This window comes from Halothiobacillus sp., assembly GCF_027346185.1.
Lineage (GTDB): Bacteria > Pseudomonadota > Gammaproteobacteria > Halothiobacillales > Halothiobacillaceae > Halothiobacillus.
On the sequence record NZ_DAIESY010000006.1, the window covers coordinates 1 to 19,302 of the forward strand.

Sequence of the window (19,302 nt, forward strand, 5' to 3'; positions counted from 1 at the left end):
TTGGAGAATGTCGGCGGGTCACAGAAAATGACATCGAATCGTTCGGGTTGATAGATGGTATTGCTGCGCTGTTCGAGCCAGTCGAGCACATCGGCGCGAATCAGGCTGTGTTCCGTGCCCACCTTGAGATTGTTCAATGCAAAATTTCGCTCGGCCCAGTCGAGATAGGTGTTCGATAAATCAATCGAAACGGTGCGACTGGCGCCCTGATGTGCGGCACGAACCGATGCGGTTGCGGTATAGCAGAACAGATTGAGCAGTTTCTTCCCGCGCGACAGCTCCGCGACGTGGTTGCGTACCAAGCGGTGATCCAGAAATAGCCCTGTATCCAGATAGTCGGTGAGATTCACCCAGAGACGAGTGCCGCCTTCGTGAACCACGCGTTCCAGGCGCTCTTGGGTGATCTTCTGATATTGTTCTGCGCCGGTCTGGCGCTTGCGTTGCCGCACGACACTATGGTTTTCTGCCAGACCGAGATTCTCGATGACCTGTTCGACAATGATCGATAAGCGTGCACGGGCGAGTTGCGGATCGATTTTGTTCGGTGCCCGGTATTCTTGTATGTCTGCCCAGGTTTCACCGGCCTCATCGCGATAGAGATCAATCGCACAGTTGAAGTCCGGCAGATCGGCGTCATAGACGCGAAAACAGCACCAGTCCTCACGTTCCGCCAGTTTCTTCAGGTGGCGGTAATTTTTTTGCAGGCGATTGGCAAAAGGTGCGGCATCGACCAGTGCTCTTGCCTGTTCGGCTGCGGCACATAACCGATTGGCCAGCCCGATCGGACCGGGTGCTTCTCGTCTGGCCTTGCCATCGAAACTGCCGCGAATCATATCGATGGCAATACCGCTTTGATCCATGGGAAATACGCGCTCGTAGCGCAGCGGCCAGTTTTGCCCTTCACCCTCCGGAAGCAAGAAGGCCCAATACCAGCCATTGAAGCAGCGCTGCCATTGATCGGTCAGTACCGTCCAGTTGGATTCGCTACCGAGATCATTCATGTGATCACCGGCGACGTCCAGCCGGTGACCATAGGGCAGGTTGCTCACCACCAGTCCGCGTGTTTTGCCTTCAAACTCGGGGGGGCAGGGGGCTTTCCACGCATCCGCCTCACGGAAAACCATCAGATGATCAACACCGGCACGTTCCGCATTGGCGCGTGCGGCGGTGATCTGCTCGATATCGATGTCCTGGCCAATCAAGGTCAACTTGTCGATGCCCTCAATCCGTTCGGGTGGATTGTCGAGCACCTGCTTTTGGGCTTGCTCCCGATGGCCCAGCCAGCCAGTTGAGCCGATGCGCTGAACGCGCAAATTCTGCGGCAAGCCCGTCAGGCGAAGGGCCGCTTCGATTAGCAGGGTGCCCGACCCGCACATCGGATCAAAAAGCGCGGCGCCAGTCTCGATTTCGGAAGCGACCAGTTGCGGCCAGCGCGCGCGCCACAACATGCCCGCGGCCAGTGTTTCCCGCAGCGGCGCCAGCCCGCCATCGGTACGATACCCACGCCGATGCAGCGAGCCGTTCGAGAGTTCAAGCGAGAGTGTGGTGTGTCCACTTGCCGTCAGGTGGCAATGCAAGCGAATGTCGGGTTGTTCGCTGTCGATCGTCGGTCGCGAGCCGGTTCGTTCACGAAACTGGTCGACAATCGCATCCTTGATGCGCGTGGCGACGAATCCTGTGTGGCGAAGTGCATCGGTTGAGCCTGTCGCGCTGATGGTGAAATAGTCTTCTGCCGCCAGATGCTTTGACCAGTCGATTTGTTGCACCAGTCGATAAAGTTCGTCCGCCGTGGCCGCCTGCCCCGTAATCAGGGTGAGGTACACGTGCCCCGCAATGAGACTGTCGCAGACAATGCGATAGGCTTGTTCTGGTGTGGCATCAAGCAGGATACCGAAGGGACGGTCGGATACTTTGGCATCGACCAGGCTACGTATTTCTTCTGCCAGAGGCGCCTGCATGTCCGGCGCACTCACGACGGTGATCGGCCAGGATAGTGCGAAGGAGGCTAAATCGGTCATGGTATTCTCTCGATAATAATCGCGTGACTGTACCGGAAAAGTGAGTTTCTTGTTGCGCCATTTATGGGGTGGCATCGTGTTTTGGCTGATAAACTGGCCTTGAAGTTTATTGATGCAAGGTTGGTTGTCGAAGGAAGTTTGTATGTCAGTTGAGCCGATACCGGACGTTCTTTCGAGTGATGCCCTATGCTCAGGCCCAGGCCCAGGCCCAGGCCCAGGCCCAGGCCCAGGCCCACGCCTAGAATTGGGCCAGCATGATCCCCACCCCGATGGCGGGGCGTTGCTGTCGATCCGCGATTTGACCGCCCATTTCACGCCCGGCGAAGCGGTACTTTCGGCGGTTAGTCTTGACGTGTTGCCCGGTCAGCGAATGGCGCTGGTCGGGGAATCCGGTTCCGGCAAGACGATTACCGCGCTCTCGGTTCTAAGGTTGCTGGATAATTTGCAGTACACGTCCGGGGCGATCACCTTCGATGGTCAGAATGTACTGACCATGCCCCAGCAAGCCCTTCGCCGCATTCGTGGGCGTGAAATCGGCATGATCTTTCAGGAACCGATGACCGCCTTTAACCCCTTGAAGACCATCGGCCAGCAGATAGCCGAGGTCGCCATTGTGCATGAAGGGCTGACGAGGTTGGAGTCGCACCGCCGTGCCATAGAATGGCTTGAGCGGGTACGTTTGCCCGATCCTGAGCAACGAGCACAAGTGTTTCCACACCAGCTTTCAGGTGGGCAGCGACAACGGGCCATGATTGCGATGGCGCTGGTTTGTCGCCCCAAATTGCTGATCGCCGATGAACCGACAACGGCACTGGATGTGACGTTGCAGGGCCAGATGATGGATCTGCTGACCGAGCTTCAGCAGGAGATGGGCATGGCCTTGCTGCTGATTACGCACGATCTACATCTTGTTCGACGCTATGCCGATGCGGTTGCCGTGATGCAGCAGGGCCGGATTGTCGAGCGAGGTGATGTGCATGAGATTTTTTTATCGCCGCAGCATCCCTATACCCAGCAACTGCTTGCGGCAACGCCAGGGCCCGAGCCTTTGCCCGCCGTTTCCAAGGATGCCCCGGTGGTGCTTGGCGCGAGGGATCTCAATGTTGAATTCAAGCAGCCTCGGCAATTCGCTCCGGGTGAGCGGCGCTATTGGTGGCTGTCCTCTTCGATCCCATTCCAGGCTTTATCTCATGTTGATCTTTCCGTATCGGCAGGGAAAACATTGGGCGTAATTGGTGAATCGGGTTCGGGGAAAAGCACGTTGGCGCTGGCATTGCTGCGCCTTATACATTCAATGGGAGAAATTCTGCTTGAGGGCAGAGCGGTTGAGCACCTAAGTGAGTCTGAGTTTCGCCCGCTGCGCCGGCATATTCAGATCGTTTTTCAGGACCCGTTTGGTTCCCTGTCGCCCCGGATGACCATTGGCGAATTGATTGGTGAAGGGTTGCGCGTTCACGAGCCTCGTTTGGCCAAGACCGAATATGCGGCGCGGGTGCAGGAGGCAATGGCCTCCGTCGGACTGGACGGTGTGGGCCTGCACCGTTATCCGCATGAATTTTCGGGTGGGCAGCGCCAGCGGATTGCCATTGCCCGTGCCTTGATCCTAAGACCTCGAATCCTGATTCTGGATGAACCGACCAGTGCGTTGGATGCAACCGTACAGAAACAAATCCTTGGTCTGCTGCGCGCGCTGCAAGAGCAGTTCGGACTCACCTATGTGTTCATTACCCACGACTTGCGGGTTGTTCGGGCCATGGCCCACCGCGTGATGGTTCTGTACCGGGGTATCGTTGTGGAAACGGGAGCGACCGCACAGGTGTTTGAGTCGCCGAGTCACGCCTATACTCGGCAACTGCTCGCCAGTGTGATTGATCAATAGATGAAAAAAAACGCCGACTGTGCGGCGTTTTCTCGAATGCACTGCGTGCTCCGGTTAACCCAGATAGCGGCGCATTACCAGTGAGGCATTGGTTCCACCAAAACCGAAGCTGTTCGACAGCACGGTATCGATCTTGACGTTTTCCAGCGTTTTCGCCAGCAGGTTCACACCCTCGGCTTTCGGGTCGATTTCATTGAGGTTGGCAGAGGCAGCAATGAACCGGTTCTGCATCATCAGCAGTGAGTAGATTGCTTCTTGTGCGCCAGCCGCCCCGAGAGAGTGTCCAGTCAGGGATTTGGTTGATGTGATATACGGCTTGTAATCTTGGAAGATCTTCGCCAATGATTCCAACTCACGCACATCGCCGGCAGGCGTACTGGTGCCGTGCGTATTGACGTAATCAATCGGCGTGTCCACGGTAGCCAGTGCCTGCTGCATGCAGCGTAAGGCGCCTTCGCCTGACGGCTGAACCATATCGTAGCCATCGGACGTGGCGCCATACCCGACAACTTCCGCCAGGATATTTGCGCCACGAGCCAACGCGTGTTCGAGCTCTTCGAGAACCACCACGCCACCCCCGCCGGAGATGACAAAGCCATCGCGGGTGGCATCGAAGGGGCGGGAGGCAGTATGTGGCGCGTCGTTATACTTAGACGACAAGGCACCCATGGCATCGAACATCGCCGTTTGTGACCAGTGCAACTCTTCGCCACCGCCCGCAAAGACGATGTCCTGCTTGCCGAACTGAATTTGCTCAACTCCGGAGCCGATGCAGTGTGCAGAGGTTGCGCAGGCAGAGCTGATGGAGAAATTGACGCCTTTGATGCCAAACGGTGTCGCCAGGCACGCGGAAGTGGTCGAACTCATCGTGCGTGTGACCATGTAAGGACCAACACGTTTCACGCCCTTCTCGCGCACGATATCGGCCGTTTCGACGATATTGGCGCAAGACGACCCACCTGAACCGACGATCAGACCTGCACGTGGGTTGGAAACCTGCTCCGGGGTCAACCCAGATTGCTCAATGGCTTCTTTCATGGAGATGTAGGTGTACGCAGCAGCCGAACCCATGAAACGAAAAAGCTTACGGTCAATGAGCTCTTCGGGATTGATTTTCAACGTACCGGCAACGTGCGAGCGGAAACTCCGTTCGACTTGCTCCGGGTTGATTTCAATACCCGAGCGCCCAGTCTTCAATGATTCGAGCACTTCTTTCTGGTTGTTCCCTATGCTGGAAACGATTCCCATGCCTGTAATGACGACGCGGCGCATGATGGTTTACTCCGACAATGCTTGTGTATTGGTAAACAGGCCAACGCGTAGATCCTTGGCCTCGTAGATGATTTTACCATCGACGGACATCTGGGCATCTGCGATTCCCATGGTCAATTTACGCATGATGATTCGTTTGATGTCGACCTGATAGGTGATCTTCATGTTCTCGGGCAGAACCTGGCCTGAAAACTTGACATCACCAACACCAAGTGCACGACCGTGTCCCTTGCCGCCGCTCCAGCCGAGGTAGAAGCCGACCAACTGCCACATGGCGTCGAGGCCTAAACAACCAGGCATCACCGGGTCCCCTTCAAAATGGCAAGCAAAGAACCACAAATCCGGTTTGATCAGGAGTTCCGCGATCATCTCGCCTTTATTGAATTTGCCACCGTCCTTCGCAATCCGTTCGATGCGATCGAACATCAGCATCGGTGGAAGCGGCAACTGGGCGTTTCCTTCGCCAAACATTTCGCCTTTGGCGCAGCGGATCAGATCATCGAATTCAAAGCTGGACTGTGTCATGTTTACTCAAATACGGTTAAGCACAAAAGAGCAATTCTACCCGAAACAGGGCTTTTTTAATCCTTGAATTGCCAATTTGCGTGCGCGCAGACGTAAACGCAGTATTCGGTGGTTGCATCTTTAGCCTTTTCTGCCGTCACGGCAGGCTGTTTTATAATGAATTTGACCGATCTCTCTTCCCGGACATAAGGACCTGAAACCCCCAGATCAACCAGCCAAGCATCAAAAGCGCACCACCAATGGGTGTGAGTACGCCGGGAATCGGTAGCGTCGTGAAGATAATGGCGTACAGGCTGCCGACAAAAAGCACCGTGCCAGCCAGTAAACACAAGCCTACGAGTGAGTGTCGATCCGGATTCAGAACCAACCAGAGTCCGAACTGAATCAAGGCCAAGCTATGAACTAAATGAAACATACTGGCCGTAGAAAGAATGTGCTGCAGGAAGGGCGTTGCGGGTGCCATCGGGCCATGAGCACCCGCTGCGGCTAAGATCACCGCCAGCAGTGCGTTTGAAATACCCAGTAATAGCCAGAGTCGTGGTGCAGTCACGATGCTTCCCTAAAAGTCTGGAGACTGGCGCTTACTGCGAAAGAGCAGGAGCGGTCGGTTCCAATGGGCCACCACCGCCGCCTAATGCCGGGGTCGATGTGGCCGGAGCTGTCAACGAATAGGGATTGGGTGCACTGCTATTCGTTTCGGTATCCGTGGCTGCGGGTGCTTGATCGGCAGGCTTCTTGTCGTTGCGCAAAGCTTCTGGAAAGTCTTGCGCCGGTGCTTGCGACAGCGGGTCACCACTTTGTTCGATTTTCGCTACCCGACCATTGGCGTCATATAATACAAACAAGTTGTGTTGGAATGCTTTGTCCTTACCACGTTTGTCGTAGAAGACGTAGGTCTCGCGGCGATTGCGGTGGAAAATGTCTTCTAGGGCCGGTGTGCCTAGAATCTGGTTGACTTCTGTGGCACTCATGCCGACCTGAATTTTGGCGACTTGCTCCGGCTCAAGGATGTTGCCCTGAGCAATATCCGGTTGGTATACCTTGATAAAACTGGGTACGTACACTGAAGAGCAACCCATCAGCGAGAGGGAAAGCAAGGTCAGGATTGGTAGGGCGCGCAGAGCACGGCAGGTGGTCAATGGTGTGTGTTGCATGTTTTTTACGTTTGGTTCTATCAAGAGTCAGGCAATCATACGCAAGTACAGGGTGTTTGTTCCAGATGTTCACGGAGAATAATTGGTTGCCGTAGTTCAAACCAGCGTGTTATCCGGATAATCAGTTACAATCCTTAACTTATTCCCACAAGTATTTTTCTGGGGCAGAGGTGTATTTTGGAACAAAGCGATCTGAAAAAAGCAGGGCTCAAGGTCACTTTGCCCCGCGTTAAAATCCTGGAAATCATCGAAAGCAATCCGGATTGGCATATGAGTGCCGAGGACGTATATAAGGAATTGTTGAGCCGCGGTGAAGATATTGGTCTGGCTACCGTGTACCGAGTGCTGACTCAGTTTGAAGGTGCGGATATTCTCAAGCGGCATCAGTTCGAAGGCGGAAAATCGGTATTTGAGCTGATTTCAAAGGGTGATCACGACCATCTGGTTTGTATCAAAACTGGCTCGGTCGAAGAGTTTCATGATCCGGTTATTCAGGAACGCATCGCCGCCATAGCCCAGCAGTATGACTTCGATCTGACAGACTATTCTTTGGTGATTTACGGAATCAGTGGCGCAGCACGCGCCAAGAAGAAATAGGCATATTTCACCATCCCACTTTTGCCAAGAAAGTTCTGCATTTATGCAGACCTTCCCTAAAAAGGTAGGTAGGACTTGTCTCTGGTAAATTGCATGTAGCCGACGGATGCGCCCAAACGGATACCCACGCCGACGCGAATGGGCGCGACCACAATATCCTGCGAACGCAGATAATCCATGCCAAGTCCACCCACAAAATAAAGCGAGCCATTGACGCCGGCAAACCGCTGGAAGATCAGATCAGTTTGCGGCAGGTTGTATACGAGAATGAACACCTTGCCGGCATCTCCACCAAAATCCCAGCCTATAGAAGGGCCTTGCCAATAAACCGTCATACGTTGGCCGGACTTGGTGACCAATTCACCTTTACCGTAGCGTACGCCCAGAACGATGGCGCCCCCGGCTTCCTCACCTTTGATATACGCATTCGGTCTTCCATAGTCAGCGAATGCCTTGTCCATGAGCTTGGCAATCGCTTCCGCCGAGCCGCCGAGGAAATTCACAGCTTCATTCGTGGTTTCATATTCGTTATAGCTGTTGTTGTCGTTGATGGCTTTATTTGCTTGTGTGTCCCTAGATGAGGATGTGGCTGGCGGGTTGTTGGCGCAACCGGATAGATTGCCGGTGAGCAGCGCAAGGCCGGCACCGATCACCAAGGATTTCAAAAGATGGGTATTGATCAGGTGCATGTTGATTCCTCCGAATGTCACGAGAGAATATACGGTATGAAGAGTCTGCGTTTGATTTTATCATCTGGCGATTGCCTTAGGTACGGTGTGGTGCATTTTGTGTGCATCGGCCATGGATTTTTGCTTTTTTTTGGTGCGATAGCATGAAATATAGTCTTGCTGAATGTGGTTCGCTCCTTATCCATCAATAGTATAGGTTTATTGGCCCATAGTTTGCTTTAGATACCGTATTAATTCGAACGCTATAAGACACGAATTAAGGAGGGCTAATGGAACCTGAGTTAATGCAAATGATGGCGCGCTTCAAGCTCAAATTGTTGCGTGTGTTGAGCGTTAAGGTAGATACCTATCGATTTTTGGCTGAAAGGGAGTATGCCCTGTCTATTTTAAAAACCGCCGATCAGTGTGAAGACGAAGATTTACTCGTGTTGTCCATGCAGGTTTCGGATTATCTTGGTCTTCTAGAGACTCCAGAGGTACCTAGTGCCGCAAATAAGCCCAAGACTAAGCCAGCGCCTGTGACTGATGAAGTGAAAAATAAAGAGAAGAAGGATCGTTATCTCTTTGGGGCGCGTGGCTAATCTGGTCAAGGTTGTGCAAAATATGCCTCTGGACAAGGCTTGCCATCGACACCAAAATGCGCCTGCATTGCAATGGATGACGGGGATAAGTGGCATGAGTGTTAAATCGGATCGTTGGATTCGTGAAATGGCTGAAAAGCACAGCATGATTGAGCCTTTCGCACCTCAACAGGTACGAAGCGAGCATGGTAATCGTCTGATTTCATATGGTACGTCCAGTTATGGATATGATGTGCGGTGTGCGAACGAATTTAAGGTATTCACTAATATCAACTCAACCATTGTCGACCCAAAGTCGTTTGATGAGCGAAGTTTCGTGAATATCGAATCAGATGTCTGCATCATTCCGCCAAACTCGTTTGCCTTGGCCAGAACGATCGAATATTTCCGTATTCCCAGAAAGGTGCTGACTATTTGCCTGGGTAAATCCACCTACGCCCGTTGCGGGATTATCGTGAATGTGACTCCGCTTGAGCCGGAATGGGAAGGTCATGTCACGCTAGAGTTCTCGAATACGACACCATTGCCGGCACGCATTTACGCGAACGAAGGCGTCGCCCAAATGCTGTTTTTGGAATCGGATGAAGAGTGCGAAACTTCGTACAAAGACCGTGGCGGCAAATATCAGGGGCAGCGTGGCGTTACGTTGCCAACGGCCTGATTTACCCGGTGTGGCCGATCATGTCTACCGAGATGATCGGCTTCACCTTCCGGGCAGGGGGTCCGTGTTCAATCTCTCAATGAAATAATGGGCCAGCCTTCGTTTAAAGCGTATTCGCGCAGCGCTGTATCTGGGTCGACTGCTACAGGATGATCAACCGCCTTCAGCAAAGGTAGATCATTTCGCGAGTCTGAGTAGAACCAGGTTTTGGTTGGTTGCAGTTGCCGTACCTGCAGCCATTGCGCCAGTGCGGTCTGTTTCCCGGCCTGAAAGGTTGGAGTGCCATCGTAACCTCCGGTGTATTTGCCTTCATTGATGCTTGGTTGGGTTGCAAGCAAATGTTCTATGCCGAACAGTTCGGCGATTGGCTGGGTAACGAAGGCGTTGGTTGCAGTAATGATGAGCATTTCATCACCGCGCTGGCGGTGATGTTTAACCAGGTTTTTCGCTTTATCCGTCACCATTGGCGCTATTTTTTCGACCACGAACTGTTCGCGCCATGCATGTAACTGCTCGATGGGGTATTTCGCCAAGGGAGCCAGTGAGAAACGCAGAAATGCATCAATGTCGAGCGTCCCCTGTTGGTATTCTTCGTAAAAAATCTGGTTTTGCTCCGCGTATGCTTCGCTGTCCACCGCGCCGATATCGACCAGAAACTGTCCCCAGGCATGGTCTGAATCGCCAGTGAGCAAGGTGTTATCCAGATCAAAAATTGCCAGTTGCATCTCGTACCTCAGCGTGAAAATTGGGGGAATGAAAATGGATTTTTCCAGACCGTGAAATTACTTTAATCCAGCCGGGCTTTTTGTTTTGCCAAACAGGGTCAACCCGTGGAAAATGAATGCAAGATTCCGACGGGGCATGATATGTGTCAATTCCTCCTCGGCTGCGGCGACAGGCGGTATTGTCTGTTGGCCTGCCCATTTTGGCGTAAGACCTTTTGCATTTGAGTATAACCGTGATCGACCGTGATGGATTCCGCCCGAATGTCGGCATCATTTTAATCAACCAGGCTGGTGAAGTCTTCTGGGGCAAACGCGCCGGGCACCGTTCATGGCAATTCCCTCAGGGGGGAATCAATGATGATGAACGCCCCTTGGCTGCCATGTACCGTGAACTGCATGAAGAAACCGGTCTGAAACCAACTGATGTCGAAGTGATCAGTTGGACTTGTGGTTGGCTCCGTTACCGCCTGCCACGCAATATGATCCGTCGCCATTTATTTCCCACCTGTATCGGCCAAAAGCAGAAATGGTTTCTGTTGCGCCTGCGTTCACCTGAGTCAGCATTCGATTTAAATGCTTCTGACAAGCCAGAGTTTGATGGCTGGGCGTGGCGTTCGTACTGGTCGATTCTGCCTGAAGTCATTTACTTCAAGCGTTTGGTTTACCAGGAAGCAATGTTATTCCTTTCCGGGGCAGCAAATGCCGGTACACCGCCCGAATCCCTGCTGATTGCAGAGGAAGTAACTCAGGACAAGGATTCCGCATATGCTCGATGAATTACGTCGAATAGTCACCGAGGTCGCTCAGTCGGTGGACTTGCGAACGGCTCTTGATTTGATTGCCCGACGGGTGCGGGATGCGCTCAATGTGGATGTCTGCTCAGTTTACGTATTGACACGCCCAGAGCCCCCGCGAGAAACAGGTTTGCTGTTACAGGCAACCGAAGGCCTGAATCAATCTATGATCGGTCAGGTGATGCTCGCCCTCAACGAGGGACTGGTTGGGTTGGTTGCTCGTCGAGCAGAACTGGTCAATCTTGAGAATGCACCCGATCACCCTGCATTCAAGTTCGTTTCCGATATTGGCGAGGAGTTCTACCACGGATTTCTTGGTGTGCCGATTATTTACCGGGGTGACGTGCTGGGTGTGCTCGTGGTGCAATCGCTCGAACGGCGGAGATTTTCGTCTGATCAAGAATCGTTTCTGGTCACACTGGCTTCCCAATTGGCTTCAGGTATCAGACAGGCCCAAGTTAGCGGCGAGTTGTCTCAGCATGAGGCTCCGGCCTCTGATTTGGGTGCTGCTGTCGTTGCCCGAGGCTTGCCGGGTTCACCAGGCATTGTCTTTGGCACGGCGGTCAGCGTACTTAATTCCGTTGATCTTGAAAGTGTTGCCGATAGAGTCGTCGAAGATCCTGCGCTTGAGTGGCAGGTCCTGCTCTCTGCAATAGATGCCGTTCGTTCCGAGTTTGCCCAACTCAAGGCGGACTTTGCGCGTGCCGCTGGCAATGCAGATGAGAACATCCTTTTTGATGCCTTCATTATGATGCTCGGCAGTAGCACGTTCATCGGCAGTATGGAATCTCGTGTGCAAGCGGGGATGTCGGCCTCGGCGGCGCTCAGAGACACGGTGCGCGAGCACGCTGCAGTATTTGAACACATGAGTGATCCGTATCTGCGCGAACGTGCGCAGGATGTACGCGACTTAGGCACCCGTATTTTGGTGAAACTGCGGGCACGAACACAGGACGCACGAGATCTGCCAGAGCGTATCGTTCTCATTGGGCGGGATCTTTCTGCATCCCATCTGGCCGAGATTCCAACCAATCGGCTGGTGGGAATTGTGTCCAGTAGTGGTACGGGTTCATCGCATCTGGCTATTCTGGCTCGTGCTTTGGGTATTCCCGCAGCGATGGGCGTGTCGGATTTACCTATCGTGTCGTTGAATGACCAGGAAGTCGTCGTTGACGGCTACCGAGGGCTGCTGGTTGTTCGTCCGGTCGGCTCTTTCCGGCAGGAGCTTTCGCGCCTCACGCAGGAGGAGGCGCAACTTACAACCGCCCTCAAGGCACTCTGTGACTTACCTGGCCAGTCTCTTGATGGTTATCGCTTGGGGATGTACGTCAATATCGGCTTGCTGGCCGATATGGCCCCTTCGATGACGGTGGGTGCCGAAGGTATCGGTCTCTACCGTACGGAAATTCCATTTCAAATCCGCAAACAGTTCCCAGGTGAAGAGGATCAAGCGGCGATCTACCGGGAAGCGCTTGAAACCTTCCGAGGAAAGGAGGTAGTGCTGCGGACACTGGATGTCGGTGGAGACAAACCGCTTTCCTATTTTCCGATCAAGGAAGATAACCCTTTCCTCGGGTGGCGCGGAATTCGTCTGGTGCTGGATCATCCCGAAATTTTCCTCACGCAGATCCGGGCCATGCTACGGGCTTCCATCGGCTTGGATAATCTCAGCATCCTTCTGCCCATGATCGGTTCCGTTGAAGAGTTGGAAACGGCGAAAGAGTACATCTTCCAGGCACTGAATGAATTGAGGGAAGAGGGGCAGACGATTTCCACTCCGCGCATCGGTGTCATGATTGAAGTGCCATCTGCGGTATACCAGATCGATATCATTGCAGCCATGGTGGATTTCCTATCCATCGGTACCAATGATCTTACGCAGTACATTTTGGCCATCGACCGCAATAATGAGCGCGTGGCTGCTCGTTATGATGCGTTGCACCCAGCAGTACTACGCGCCATCGTTGAAGTGGTTGATGCATCGCACCTGCTGGGGCGAGAGGTCACGGTTTGCGGCGAATTGGCGGGCGACCCAATGGGGGCGGTCCTGCTCCTCGGAATGGGTATCGACGTGCTCTCGATGAGCGCGGGGTCATTGCCTCGGATTAAATGGGTGATTCGAAGCTTCAAGCAGACCGATGCACGGCAATTACTCTTTGCCGCTCTTGAGTGCAGTCGACCAGTTCAAATTCGGGCTATGCTCTCCCAGGCGCTTGAAGAGCGGGGGCTGGGCAGTTTGATTCGGGCTGGTTCTTGAACCTCGTCATGGCCCCTTTCCATTAATAAACAATCGACCAAGTTTACGGTTGACAATCCCTGCTTGGATGCCTATCATGCGCGCTTCTTGTGATCGGGTATGTCCTGAAAGACAAGGACTGTAAGGCTTTAAGCCTTGTTTCGGAGTGTAGCGCAGTCTGGTAGCGCACCTGGTTTGGGACCAGGTGGTCGTAGGTTCAAATCCTATCACTCCGACCAATTTCTGCTTCACTTGCGCCCGTAGCTCATCCGGATAGAGCATCGGCCTTCTAAGCCGAGGGTAGCGGGTTCGAGTCCTGCCGGGCGCGCCAAACGCGCTCAATCAAACAATGGTGGCCGTAGCTCAGTTGGTAGAGTCCCGGATTGTGATTCCGGTTGTCGTGGGTTCGAACCCCATCGGTCACCCCATATAGAACAAACACTTAGCCCGCTTTTCGCGGGTTTTTTGTTGTCCAAAACCCAGTCATGGGGCACTTATGGGGCACTAAGCCACAAGACCCCACCGTTAAACACAGAACCAACCAGCCAGAAATTGCCCCACATGGGGCGCTCGGTGCTTGCACGAACAAGGCCATGAGCAGCAATATTTATCCTCTGGATGCCCCATAAGTGCCCCAAAAGTGATATTTGAACTATTTTAATCATTAAATAGCAGTGTGTTATGTGTAATTGCAAACGGATAGACTATCCGTTGTTGCGTTATTTTGTGTTACGGCGTATTGTCTGAGGACATGAAAAAAGCCGGAAGGTGTACAACCACCAACCGACCAGATCACCCGCAACCTGAGCGAGAGGCAGCGACATGACCAACTTAATTCTAAAACGCACCATCAGCCTTGCATTTGGGGCATGACATGGCAAGTATCGAGAAGCGAACGAACCCCGAAGGCGTGAATAGTTACCGTGTCAAGATCCGATTAAAGGGCCACCCGACCGAATCCGCCACCTTCGACCGCCTGACTGATGCGAAACGATGGGCACAGCAAACCGAGGCGGCGATTAAAGAAGGCCGCTACTTTCGAACACCCGAAGGGAAAAAGCACACCCTGAACGATGCCATAGAGCGTTACCGTCGAGAGCTATTGCCCAGACTGAAGGACAGCACGAACCGGGGGCGTTTGCTGGCCTGGTGGGAAGAACACGCCGGCTTCTTGATGCTGGCCGATTTAACCCCGTCCAAGATTGCCGAATATCGAGAGAGACTGAGCGCCGAACCGGTTGCCAGCCGCGCCAAAAAGCCCAAGCCTGACGCTAAATCACGCAAACGATCACCTGCCACTGTAAACCGCTATCTAACCGCCCTTAGCCCTGTTTTAACCGCTTGTGTCACCGAATGGCAATGGCTTGAATCAAACCCATGCGAGCGCGTGAAATTGGGGCAGGAAAGCCGGGGGCGTGTTCGTTTTCTTTCCAATGATGAACGCAACGCATTACTTGAAGCCTGCGACCTTGCCGCCGATACGCCAGAGCTAAAAATCATCGTGTTGTTGGCGATTACCACCGGTTCACGCCGGGGCGAGATTACCGGGCTAACGTGGTGTGATGTTGATTTTGGCCGAAAAACCCTAACCCTTCGGGACACTAAGAACGGGGATATCCGCGCCGTGCCCTTGGTGGGCGTGGCGCATGAAGCCCTGAGGGAATGGGGCAAGGTTCGACCATTAGCCGCTGATGCTCTCGTGTTTCCGGGCAGAACACCCAAGACAAAAAACACCCCGCTAGACTTCGAACGTGCATGGCAAACAGCATTAAAACGCGCTGGCATTGATGGTTTCAGATTCCATGACCTGCGACACACCGCTGCCAGCTATCTGGCCATGAACGGGGCGGGATTGCGTGAGATTGCCGACATTCTCGGACACAAAACCCTTGCGATGGTGCAACGATATAGCCACCTCACCCATGATCATAAAATTGCCACCGTTGAGCGCATGGCAGCATCCATTTTTGGAGGGGATAAAAGATGAAATCATCAGCGTTCGGCCCTGGGCCTATGGGTATGGACTTCTTCACGGTTGATGAGGCTGCTGAAAGAATGTCGAACCTTCTGGGGAAGAAGATTACTCCACAAAACCTAATGGATTACGGCGTGCAGGATAATAGTGATCTGGTTTTCAGCGTTTACATCAACAACTGGTTCTTGTTCAGGAAAACAAAAGGAATCATCACGCGCGAATCACTGGATGGGCTTGTAGATTTGCATCCTTGGACGGTTAAAGAATTGAGGTCAGGCAAGCCTGTTGAGGTTACATGGGTGCGAGCGTGCAAAGGTGCTGATATATGTGCTGTGAGCAAGTATCACTGGGGGCATGATCCTGAGTCATGGCAAGCGGTCTTCAATATTTTTCCAGGAAACGGTGAACCAACTTTCCCTTGGATTTCCCCGTCAGATCTGCGAATCAGGGCATCGGAACTTGAGCAACTTGAGTTGCTCTTCAAGCCGACATCGTCCCAAGTCAACACCAATGAAAATCCCATCCCTCATGAAGCTCCAGTTCAATATTTCCACGAGCAACCTGTTAATTCAGATTTAGTTGACGAACCAGCTAAAACTGCGTTCATTAAAAGTGAACTTCGATCAGAATCATCAGATTCCATCTCTGGTGATTTAGCCCGAGAAAAGGCGGAGCAAAATTTAAGGCGCGAGGATGAATGGAAGCTGCACGCAAGGAAAATCGCAGAAGAAATCGATCCGGGACATGAAACCCAAAAGATTTATGTCCTCGCCCAAGAGATTCATGAGCGATTGAAAAAAGACCTCAGAATAAAAAATCGCAACAATCAATCGCCATCCGCCAAGTCTATTGAAAGAGATATTCTTCGGGGATGGAAATCCAAAAAATAATATTTTTGCGGAGGCTCCACTTAAAAAACGGAGCCCCCGCTTGAATAAACATATAAATCAAATAGATATGGTGTTTTTATAGCCCTCTTGCGGGGTCTAGCCCCCGTCCGATGATTTTTCACCATACCGCAACGACAACGCAATGCGGCAACCGTGAATATCAAAGGATCAACCATGAACACACGTCACACTGCTGAAATCCAACTCTACACACCAGCCGCTCAACCCCTAGCAGCGCCACAGCCGACGCTTTTCACGCTAGAGCAATTAACCCAAATGGAACCTGCTCTTACGCCTGGCGGGGTGCGTCACCTCTTATTTACCAAAGGGCACGAGATACCCGGGGTTTATAGGTTTGGACGCAAGCTTTTATTTGATCGCACCGAATTTATGGAAGGTATCAAGGCTGGCCACGCCGCTCACATCGCGGGGGCAAAGAAATGAAAAGCTTTCAAGGTTTTGAGGCTATAGCTAGTCGGTTCCCTAACGTGAAAATCAACGGCAAGTCGGCTCGCTCATGGTGTCCCGTCCACCAAGGTGACGGCAGGAGCCGTCACGAAAATCGGACGCTCATGATGAGACAAACCGAAAGTGGGAGCATACAGATCGTTTGTAACGCCGGGTGTGTGCACCGCGACATCTTAGCTGCGGTCGGCATGCACTATGTCGAATTACTTCCCGATCACTTGCGCCATGGGTACGGTCAGGCACCGCACATCAAGCCGAAATTTGAGGGGTGGCCTTGCCTGCAAGTCCTTGATTCGGTTTTAACTGAAATCAATGTTTGCCGCATTTGTGCAAGTAAAGCCATTAGCGGACAACCACTAGATAGATCGGATTATGACATCCTGCGCCGCGCCCATTATGTCTTAACCGAAGCTGGTCAACGGGTTTCTCGCGAGGTGCGACATGGCTAGTTTGTATGATCAAGCTGAGTACGAGGCATTTGCTACTGCTACTTTCGCTACACCTGCTACTCATTGGGATGACCCAGTACCACTGGTTCTCAAAAGCGAATCAACGCCATACCCGATCGACGTGCTACCAGATACTCTGCGACACGCGGTGATTGAGGTGCAATCCTTCACCCAAGCGCCTTTGGCCATGGTGGCCACGGCAGCGATTACAGCCATGGCGGCATGCGTTCAAGCACATTTTGATGTGGAGCGTGCGCCTTCTCTTCATGGCCCCACATCGTTATATGGACTGATCCTCGCCGATTCCGGCGAGCGGAAAACGACGGTTGAAGATGTTTTCAACCGCCCAATCGCCGCGCATGACGCGCATCACCGCATCAGGGGAGAAAACGCTCGCAAAAGCTTCGAAGACGAGTCGGCGATGTGGGAGTCTGAAAAATCTGTTCGGGCACGTACTTTTTCCAACGCCAAAAGCCCGGAGGAAAAGGCGAATGCGCTCGATTTTCTCAAAGACCACATGGAGAGTGAACCTAAGCTACCCCGGACCCCGAAAATCGTTGCCACCGACATCACGCCTGAACAACTCGCGTTTTCACTGGCAAACATGTGGCCATGTAAGCATCTATCGACATCTGAGGGCGGGGTGATTTTTGGCGGTCATGGCATGAAGTCTGACAACATCCTAAAAAATCTGGCTGTATTGAATACCGCGTGGGGCGGCAAAGTCGAGGGCGTGGATCGCCGCACCTCGGAAAGCTACCCCGCAAGCGATGGAGTTCGATGCTCGGCGTCCATTATGGTGCAACCGAGTGTAATCCAGTCATTTCTTGAAAAGTCCGGCACCCTTGCACGCGGCTCAGGATTTTTAGCGAGGTTTTTGGTGTGCTGGCCTGAGAGCACGCAAGGATATCGCCCGTTTAAGTATGCACCAGCATCTTGGCCGAACTTAAATCAGATGCATGCCGTTATGACTGGATTGCTTGATCGTGAACCAGCCATGGATGAGGAAGGCCATTTAACACCCGAAATGCTGCGATTTTCAGACGATGGACGCCGCACATGGATATCAGTTCATGACCAGATCGAAATCGAACTGCGCAGAGGGGGAGACCTTCACGAGTTACGTGATTCAGCAAGCAAGGCCGCAGATAACGTGGCGCGATTGGCTGCCGTTTTTCATTGCGCAGAAAAACGATCAGGGGACATCGAATCCGATCACGTTGAGGCCGCCGCGATAATTGTGTCATGGCACCTTGACGAAGCCAAACGACTGTTTAATGAACTGGCGGTTCCATTGGGTGTGCTTCACGCCAAAACGCTAATTGACTGGCTCACCAAGGAATGTCGCTCCACGGGAAGCAGACGCATTACAACTCGAAAAATCAGTCAATACGCCCCTAACCAACTGCGCGCAAAAGCCGCACGAGATGCTGCCCTCGAGTTACTTGAAGACGCCAACCATCTGCGCATTGATGGCGAAGGCAAAACTCGCTTCGTAGAGCTGAACCCCTCATTGCTGGGGGTGTCATCATGAGCTTTGCAAACAAGATGCGCTCAATATTGACCAAACCACCTGTCGCATGTGTAGCAACTGCAGCAGTAGCAACGCAGCCAGTAAATGTTAGGGGAACACCAGTAGCAGAAGTAGCAACTGTAGCGATAGCAAAGGGGCAGGCGCCTGAGAACATCAGACAGATGATTCAGTCAATCGCACCGAACGCCACAGACGAACTTGTATATTGGATCTGGCGCGATGCGTTTAGCCCCAAGACAGAAGGCTCATATAGCGAAAGATTGTCTCATGTTGAATGGTGGGCTGATTTGGCGAAGAATCACCCCGAAACCGTTTACCTAGCAATCACATCCCCCCCGGAATATCTGAAATATCTGGACAAAAAAACGTCCAAAAATTTTCCCCGTGATGACTAAAGGAGGTACTCATAGACGGCAAACGCCGGTTGAATAATGGCCGGATGAATTGATTTTGGTCATGCAGGACAATTTAGAGTTGTACCACCGACCGTGAATGATCAAAAGGTTATATAACCCCGCCCACGCCTTTGTACTTTTCCACAAACGCGGCGATTTTCTGGAACACGCTTTGCTTTTTGGTCAGGTACTGCGGGTTTAACGGGCTCCGCCGGAAGCTGGCCAGATGAACCTGCTGGAGGAGGCCGTCGACCTTCGGTGAAATGATGTTCCAGGAATAGGTGCTAACACGCAGCCCAATCGGGCACACGAATGCATCCATTGACGGATCAATGGCACGCAAGAGGCCATCATGCGGCGTGAGGACGATCGCTTGATTATCGAGCCCGTAAAACGCAAAGGGCTTCTGGCCACTCTGGCGAGTCTTTCTGCCTTGGATGAGGAGTTCCCGGATACGGAT

19 protein-coding genes and 3 tRNA genes are annotated in these 19,302 nt (G+C 52.7%); 14 read left to right on the forward strand and 8 right to left on the reverse strand.

The annotated features are described in order from the left end of the window. The coding region (gene rlmKL, locus M7R55_RS00575) for a bifunctional 23S rRNA (guanine(2069)-N(7))-methyltransferase RlmK/23S rRNA (guanine(2445)-N(2))-methyltransferase RlmL (protein WP_298217566.1) at positions 1–2,018 on the reverse strand (2,018 nt) is incomplete at its 3' end. A gap of 244 nt (positions 2,019–2,262) precedes the next feature. On the opposite strand from rlmKL, the gene M7R55_RS00580 reads away from it, so the two are divergent. Then, a complete protein-coding gene (locus M7R55_RS00580) occupies positions 2,263–3,897 on the forward strand; it encodes an ABC transporter ATP-binding protein (protein ID WP_298217567.1) in 1,635 nt (544 codons plus the stop codon). 54 nt (positions 3,898–3,951) lie between these two features. On the opposite strand, the gene fabB is transcribed toward M7R55_RS00580, so the two are convergent. From fabB to M7R55_RS00600, 4 genes are all read right to left on the reverse strand, one after another. Beyond that, on the reverse strand, positions 3,952–5,169 hold the full coding sequence (fabB, locus tag M7R55_RS00585; protein WP_298217569.1) for a beta-ketoacyl-ACP synthase I: 1,218 nt from the start codon (positions 5,167–5,169) through the stop codon (positions 3,952–3,954). 6 nt (positions 5,170–5,175) lie between these two features. Continuing rightward, positions 5,176–5,694, reverse strand: coding sequence for a bifunctional 3-hydroxydecanoyl-ACP dehydratase/trans-2-decenoyl-ACP isomerase (fabA, locus tag M7R55_RS00590; protein ID WP_298217571.1), 519 nt, complete (start codon positions 5,692–5,694; stop codon positions 5,176–5,178). A gap of 151 nt (positions 5,695–5,845) precedes the next feature. Continuing rightward, positions 5,846–6,244, reverse strand: coding sequence for a DUF423 domain-containing protein (locus M7R55_RS00595; RefSeq protein WP_298217572.1), 399 nt, complete (start codon positions 6,242–6,244; stop codon positions 5,846–5,848). A gap of 31 nt (positions 6,245–6,275) precedes the next feature. Continuing rightward, a complete protein-coding gene (locus M7R55_RS00600; RefSeq protein ID WP_298217574.1) occupies positions 6,276–6,848 on the reverse strand; it encodes an outer membrane protein assembly factor BamE in 573 nt (190 codons plus the stop codon). A gap of 177 nt (positions 6,849–7,025) precedes the next feature. Here M7R55_RS00600 and fur point away from each other — a divergent pair, with 177 nt between their 5' ends. Then, positions 7,026–7,445 (forward strand): ferric iron uptake transcriptional regulator, encoded by a 420-nt coding sequence (fur, locus tag M7R55_RS00605; RefSeq protein WP_298217576.1) that lies wholly within the window; start codon positions 7,026–7,028, stop codon positions 7,443–7,445. 56 nt (positions 7,446–7,501) lie between these two features. Here fur and M7R55_RS00610 read toward each other — a convergent pair whose 3' ends face one another. Beyond that, positions 7,502–8,134 (reverse strand): DUF1134 domain-containing protein, encoded by a 633-nt coding sequence (locus tag M7R55_RS00610; protein WP_298217578.1) that lies wholly within the window; start codon positions 8,132–8,134, stop codon positions 7,502–7,504. A gap of 269 nt (positions 8,135–8,403) precedes the next feature. On the opposite strand from M7R55_RS00610, the gene M7R55_RS00615 reads away from it, so the two are divergent. Together M7R55_RS00615 and dcd are read left to right on the forward strand one after the other, a co-directional pair. Continuing rightward, on the forward strand, positions 8,404–8,715 hold the full coding sequence (locus tag M7R55_RS00615; protein WP_298217580.1) for a hypothetical protein: 312 nt from the start codon (positions 8,404–8,406) through the stop codon (positions 8,713–8,715). 94 nt (positions 8,716–8,809) lie between these two features. Next, on the forward strand, positions 8,810–9,376 hold the full coding sequence (gene dcd / locus M7R55_RS00620) for a dCTP deaminase (protein WP_298217583.1): 567 nt from the start codon (positions 8,810–8,812) through the stop codon (positions 9,374–9,376). Positions 9,377–9,444: 68 nt separating this feature from the next. On the opposite strand, the gene M7R55_RS00625 is transcribed toward dcd, so the two are convergent. Next, on the reverse strand, positions 9,445–10,101 hold the full coding sequence (locus tag M7R55_RS00625; RefSeq protein WP_298217585.1) for an HAD family hydrolase: 657 nt from the start codon (positions 10,099–10,101) through the stop codon (positions 9,445–9,447). Between the two features lie 233 nt (positions 10,102–10,334). On the opposite strand from M7R55_RS00625, the gene M7R55_RS00630 reads away from it, so the two are divergent. From M7R55_RS00630 to M7R55_RS00675, 10 genes are all read left to right on the forward strand, one after another. After that, on the forward strand, positions 10,335–10,877 hold the full coding sequence (locus tag M7R55_RS00630) for an RNA pyrophosphohydrolase (RefSeq protein ID WP_298217587.1): 543 nt from the start codon (positions 10,335–10,337) through the stop codon (positions 10,875–10,877). Further along, the gene (gene ptsP, locus M7R55_RS00635) at positions 10,867–13,152 is read left to right on the forward strand and encodes a phosphoenolpyruvate--protein phosphotransferase (RefSeq protein WP_298217589.1); all 2,286 of its coding nucleotides are present in this window, start codon (positions 10,867–10,869) and stop codon (positions 13,150–13,152) included. Before M7R55_RS00630 ends, ptsP begins: the two co-directional genes overlap by 11 nt. A 141-nt stretch (positions 13,153–13,293) precedes the next feature. After that, positions 13,294–13,370 (forward strand) — tRNA-Pro (locus M7R55_RS00640). 15 nt (positions 13,371–13,385) lie between these two features. Then, positions 13,386–13,462: transfer RNA gene (locus M7R55_RS00645), tRNA-Arg, on the forward strand. A gap of 21 nt (positions 13,463–13,483) precedes the next feature. Then, positions 13,484–13,559, forward strand: a tRNA-His gene (locus M7R55_RS00650). 482 nt (positions 13,560–14,041) lie between these two features. Next, positions 14,042–15,118 carry a site-specific integrase gene (locus M7R55_RS00655; protein ID WP_298217591.1) on the forward strand — a complete coding sequence of 359 codons (1,077 nt, stop codon included), beginning with the start codon at positions 14,042–14,044 and terminating at the stop codon, positions 15,116–15,118. Then, a complete protein-coding gene (locus M7R55_RS00660) occupies positions 15,115–15,996 on the forward strand; it encodes a hypothetical protein (protein WP_298217593.1) in 882 nt (293 codons plus the stop codon). The genes M7R55_RS00655 and M7R55_RS00660 overlap by 4 nt, the downstream gene beginning before the upstream one ends. 174 nt (positions 15,997–16,170) lie before the next feature. Next, positions 16,171–16,440, forward strand: a complete 270-nt coding sequence (locus tag M7R55_RS00665) for a hypothetical protein (RefSeq protein ID WP_298217594.1) — start codon at positions 16,171–16,173, stop codon at positions 16,438–16,440. Between the two features lie 465 nt (positions 16,441–16,905). Next, positions 16,906–18,447: a YfjI family protein gene (locus M7R55_RS00670; protein WP_298217596.1), complete on the forward strand. Its 1,542-nt coding sequence runs from the start codon at positions 16,906–16,908 to the stop codon at positions 18,445–18,447. Continuing rightward, positions 18,444–18,842 (forward strand): hypothetical protein, encoded by a 399-nt coding sequence (locus M7R55_RS00675; protein ID WP_298217598.1) that lies wholly within the window; start codon positions 18,444–18,446, stop codon positions 18,840–18,842. Before M7R55_RS00670 ends, M7R55_RS00675 begins: the two co-directional genes overlap by 4 nt. A 109-nt stretch (positions 18,843–18,951) precedes the next feature. On the opposite strand, the gene M7R55_RS12195 is transcribed toward M7R55_RS00675, so the two are convergent. Further along, the coding region (locus M7R55_RS12195) for a hypothetical protein (protein ID WP_366881107.1) at positions 18,952–19,302 on the reverse strand (351 nt) is incomplete at its 5' end.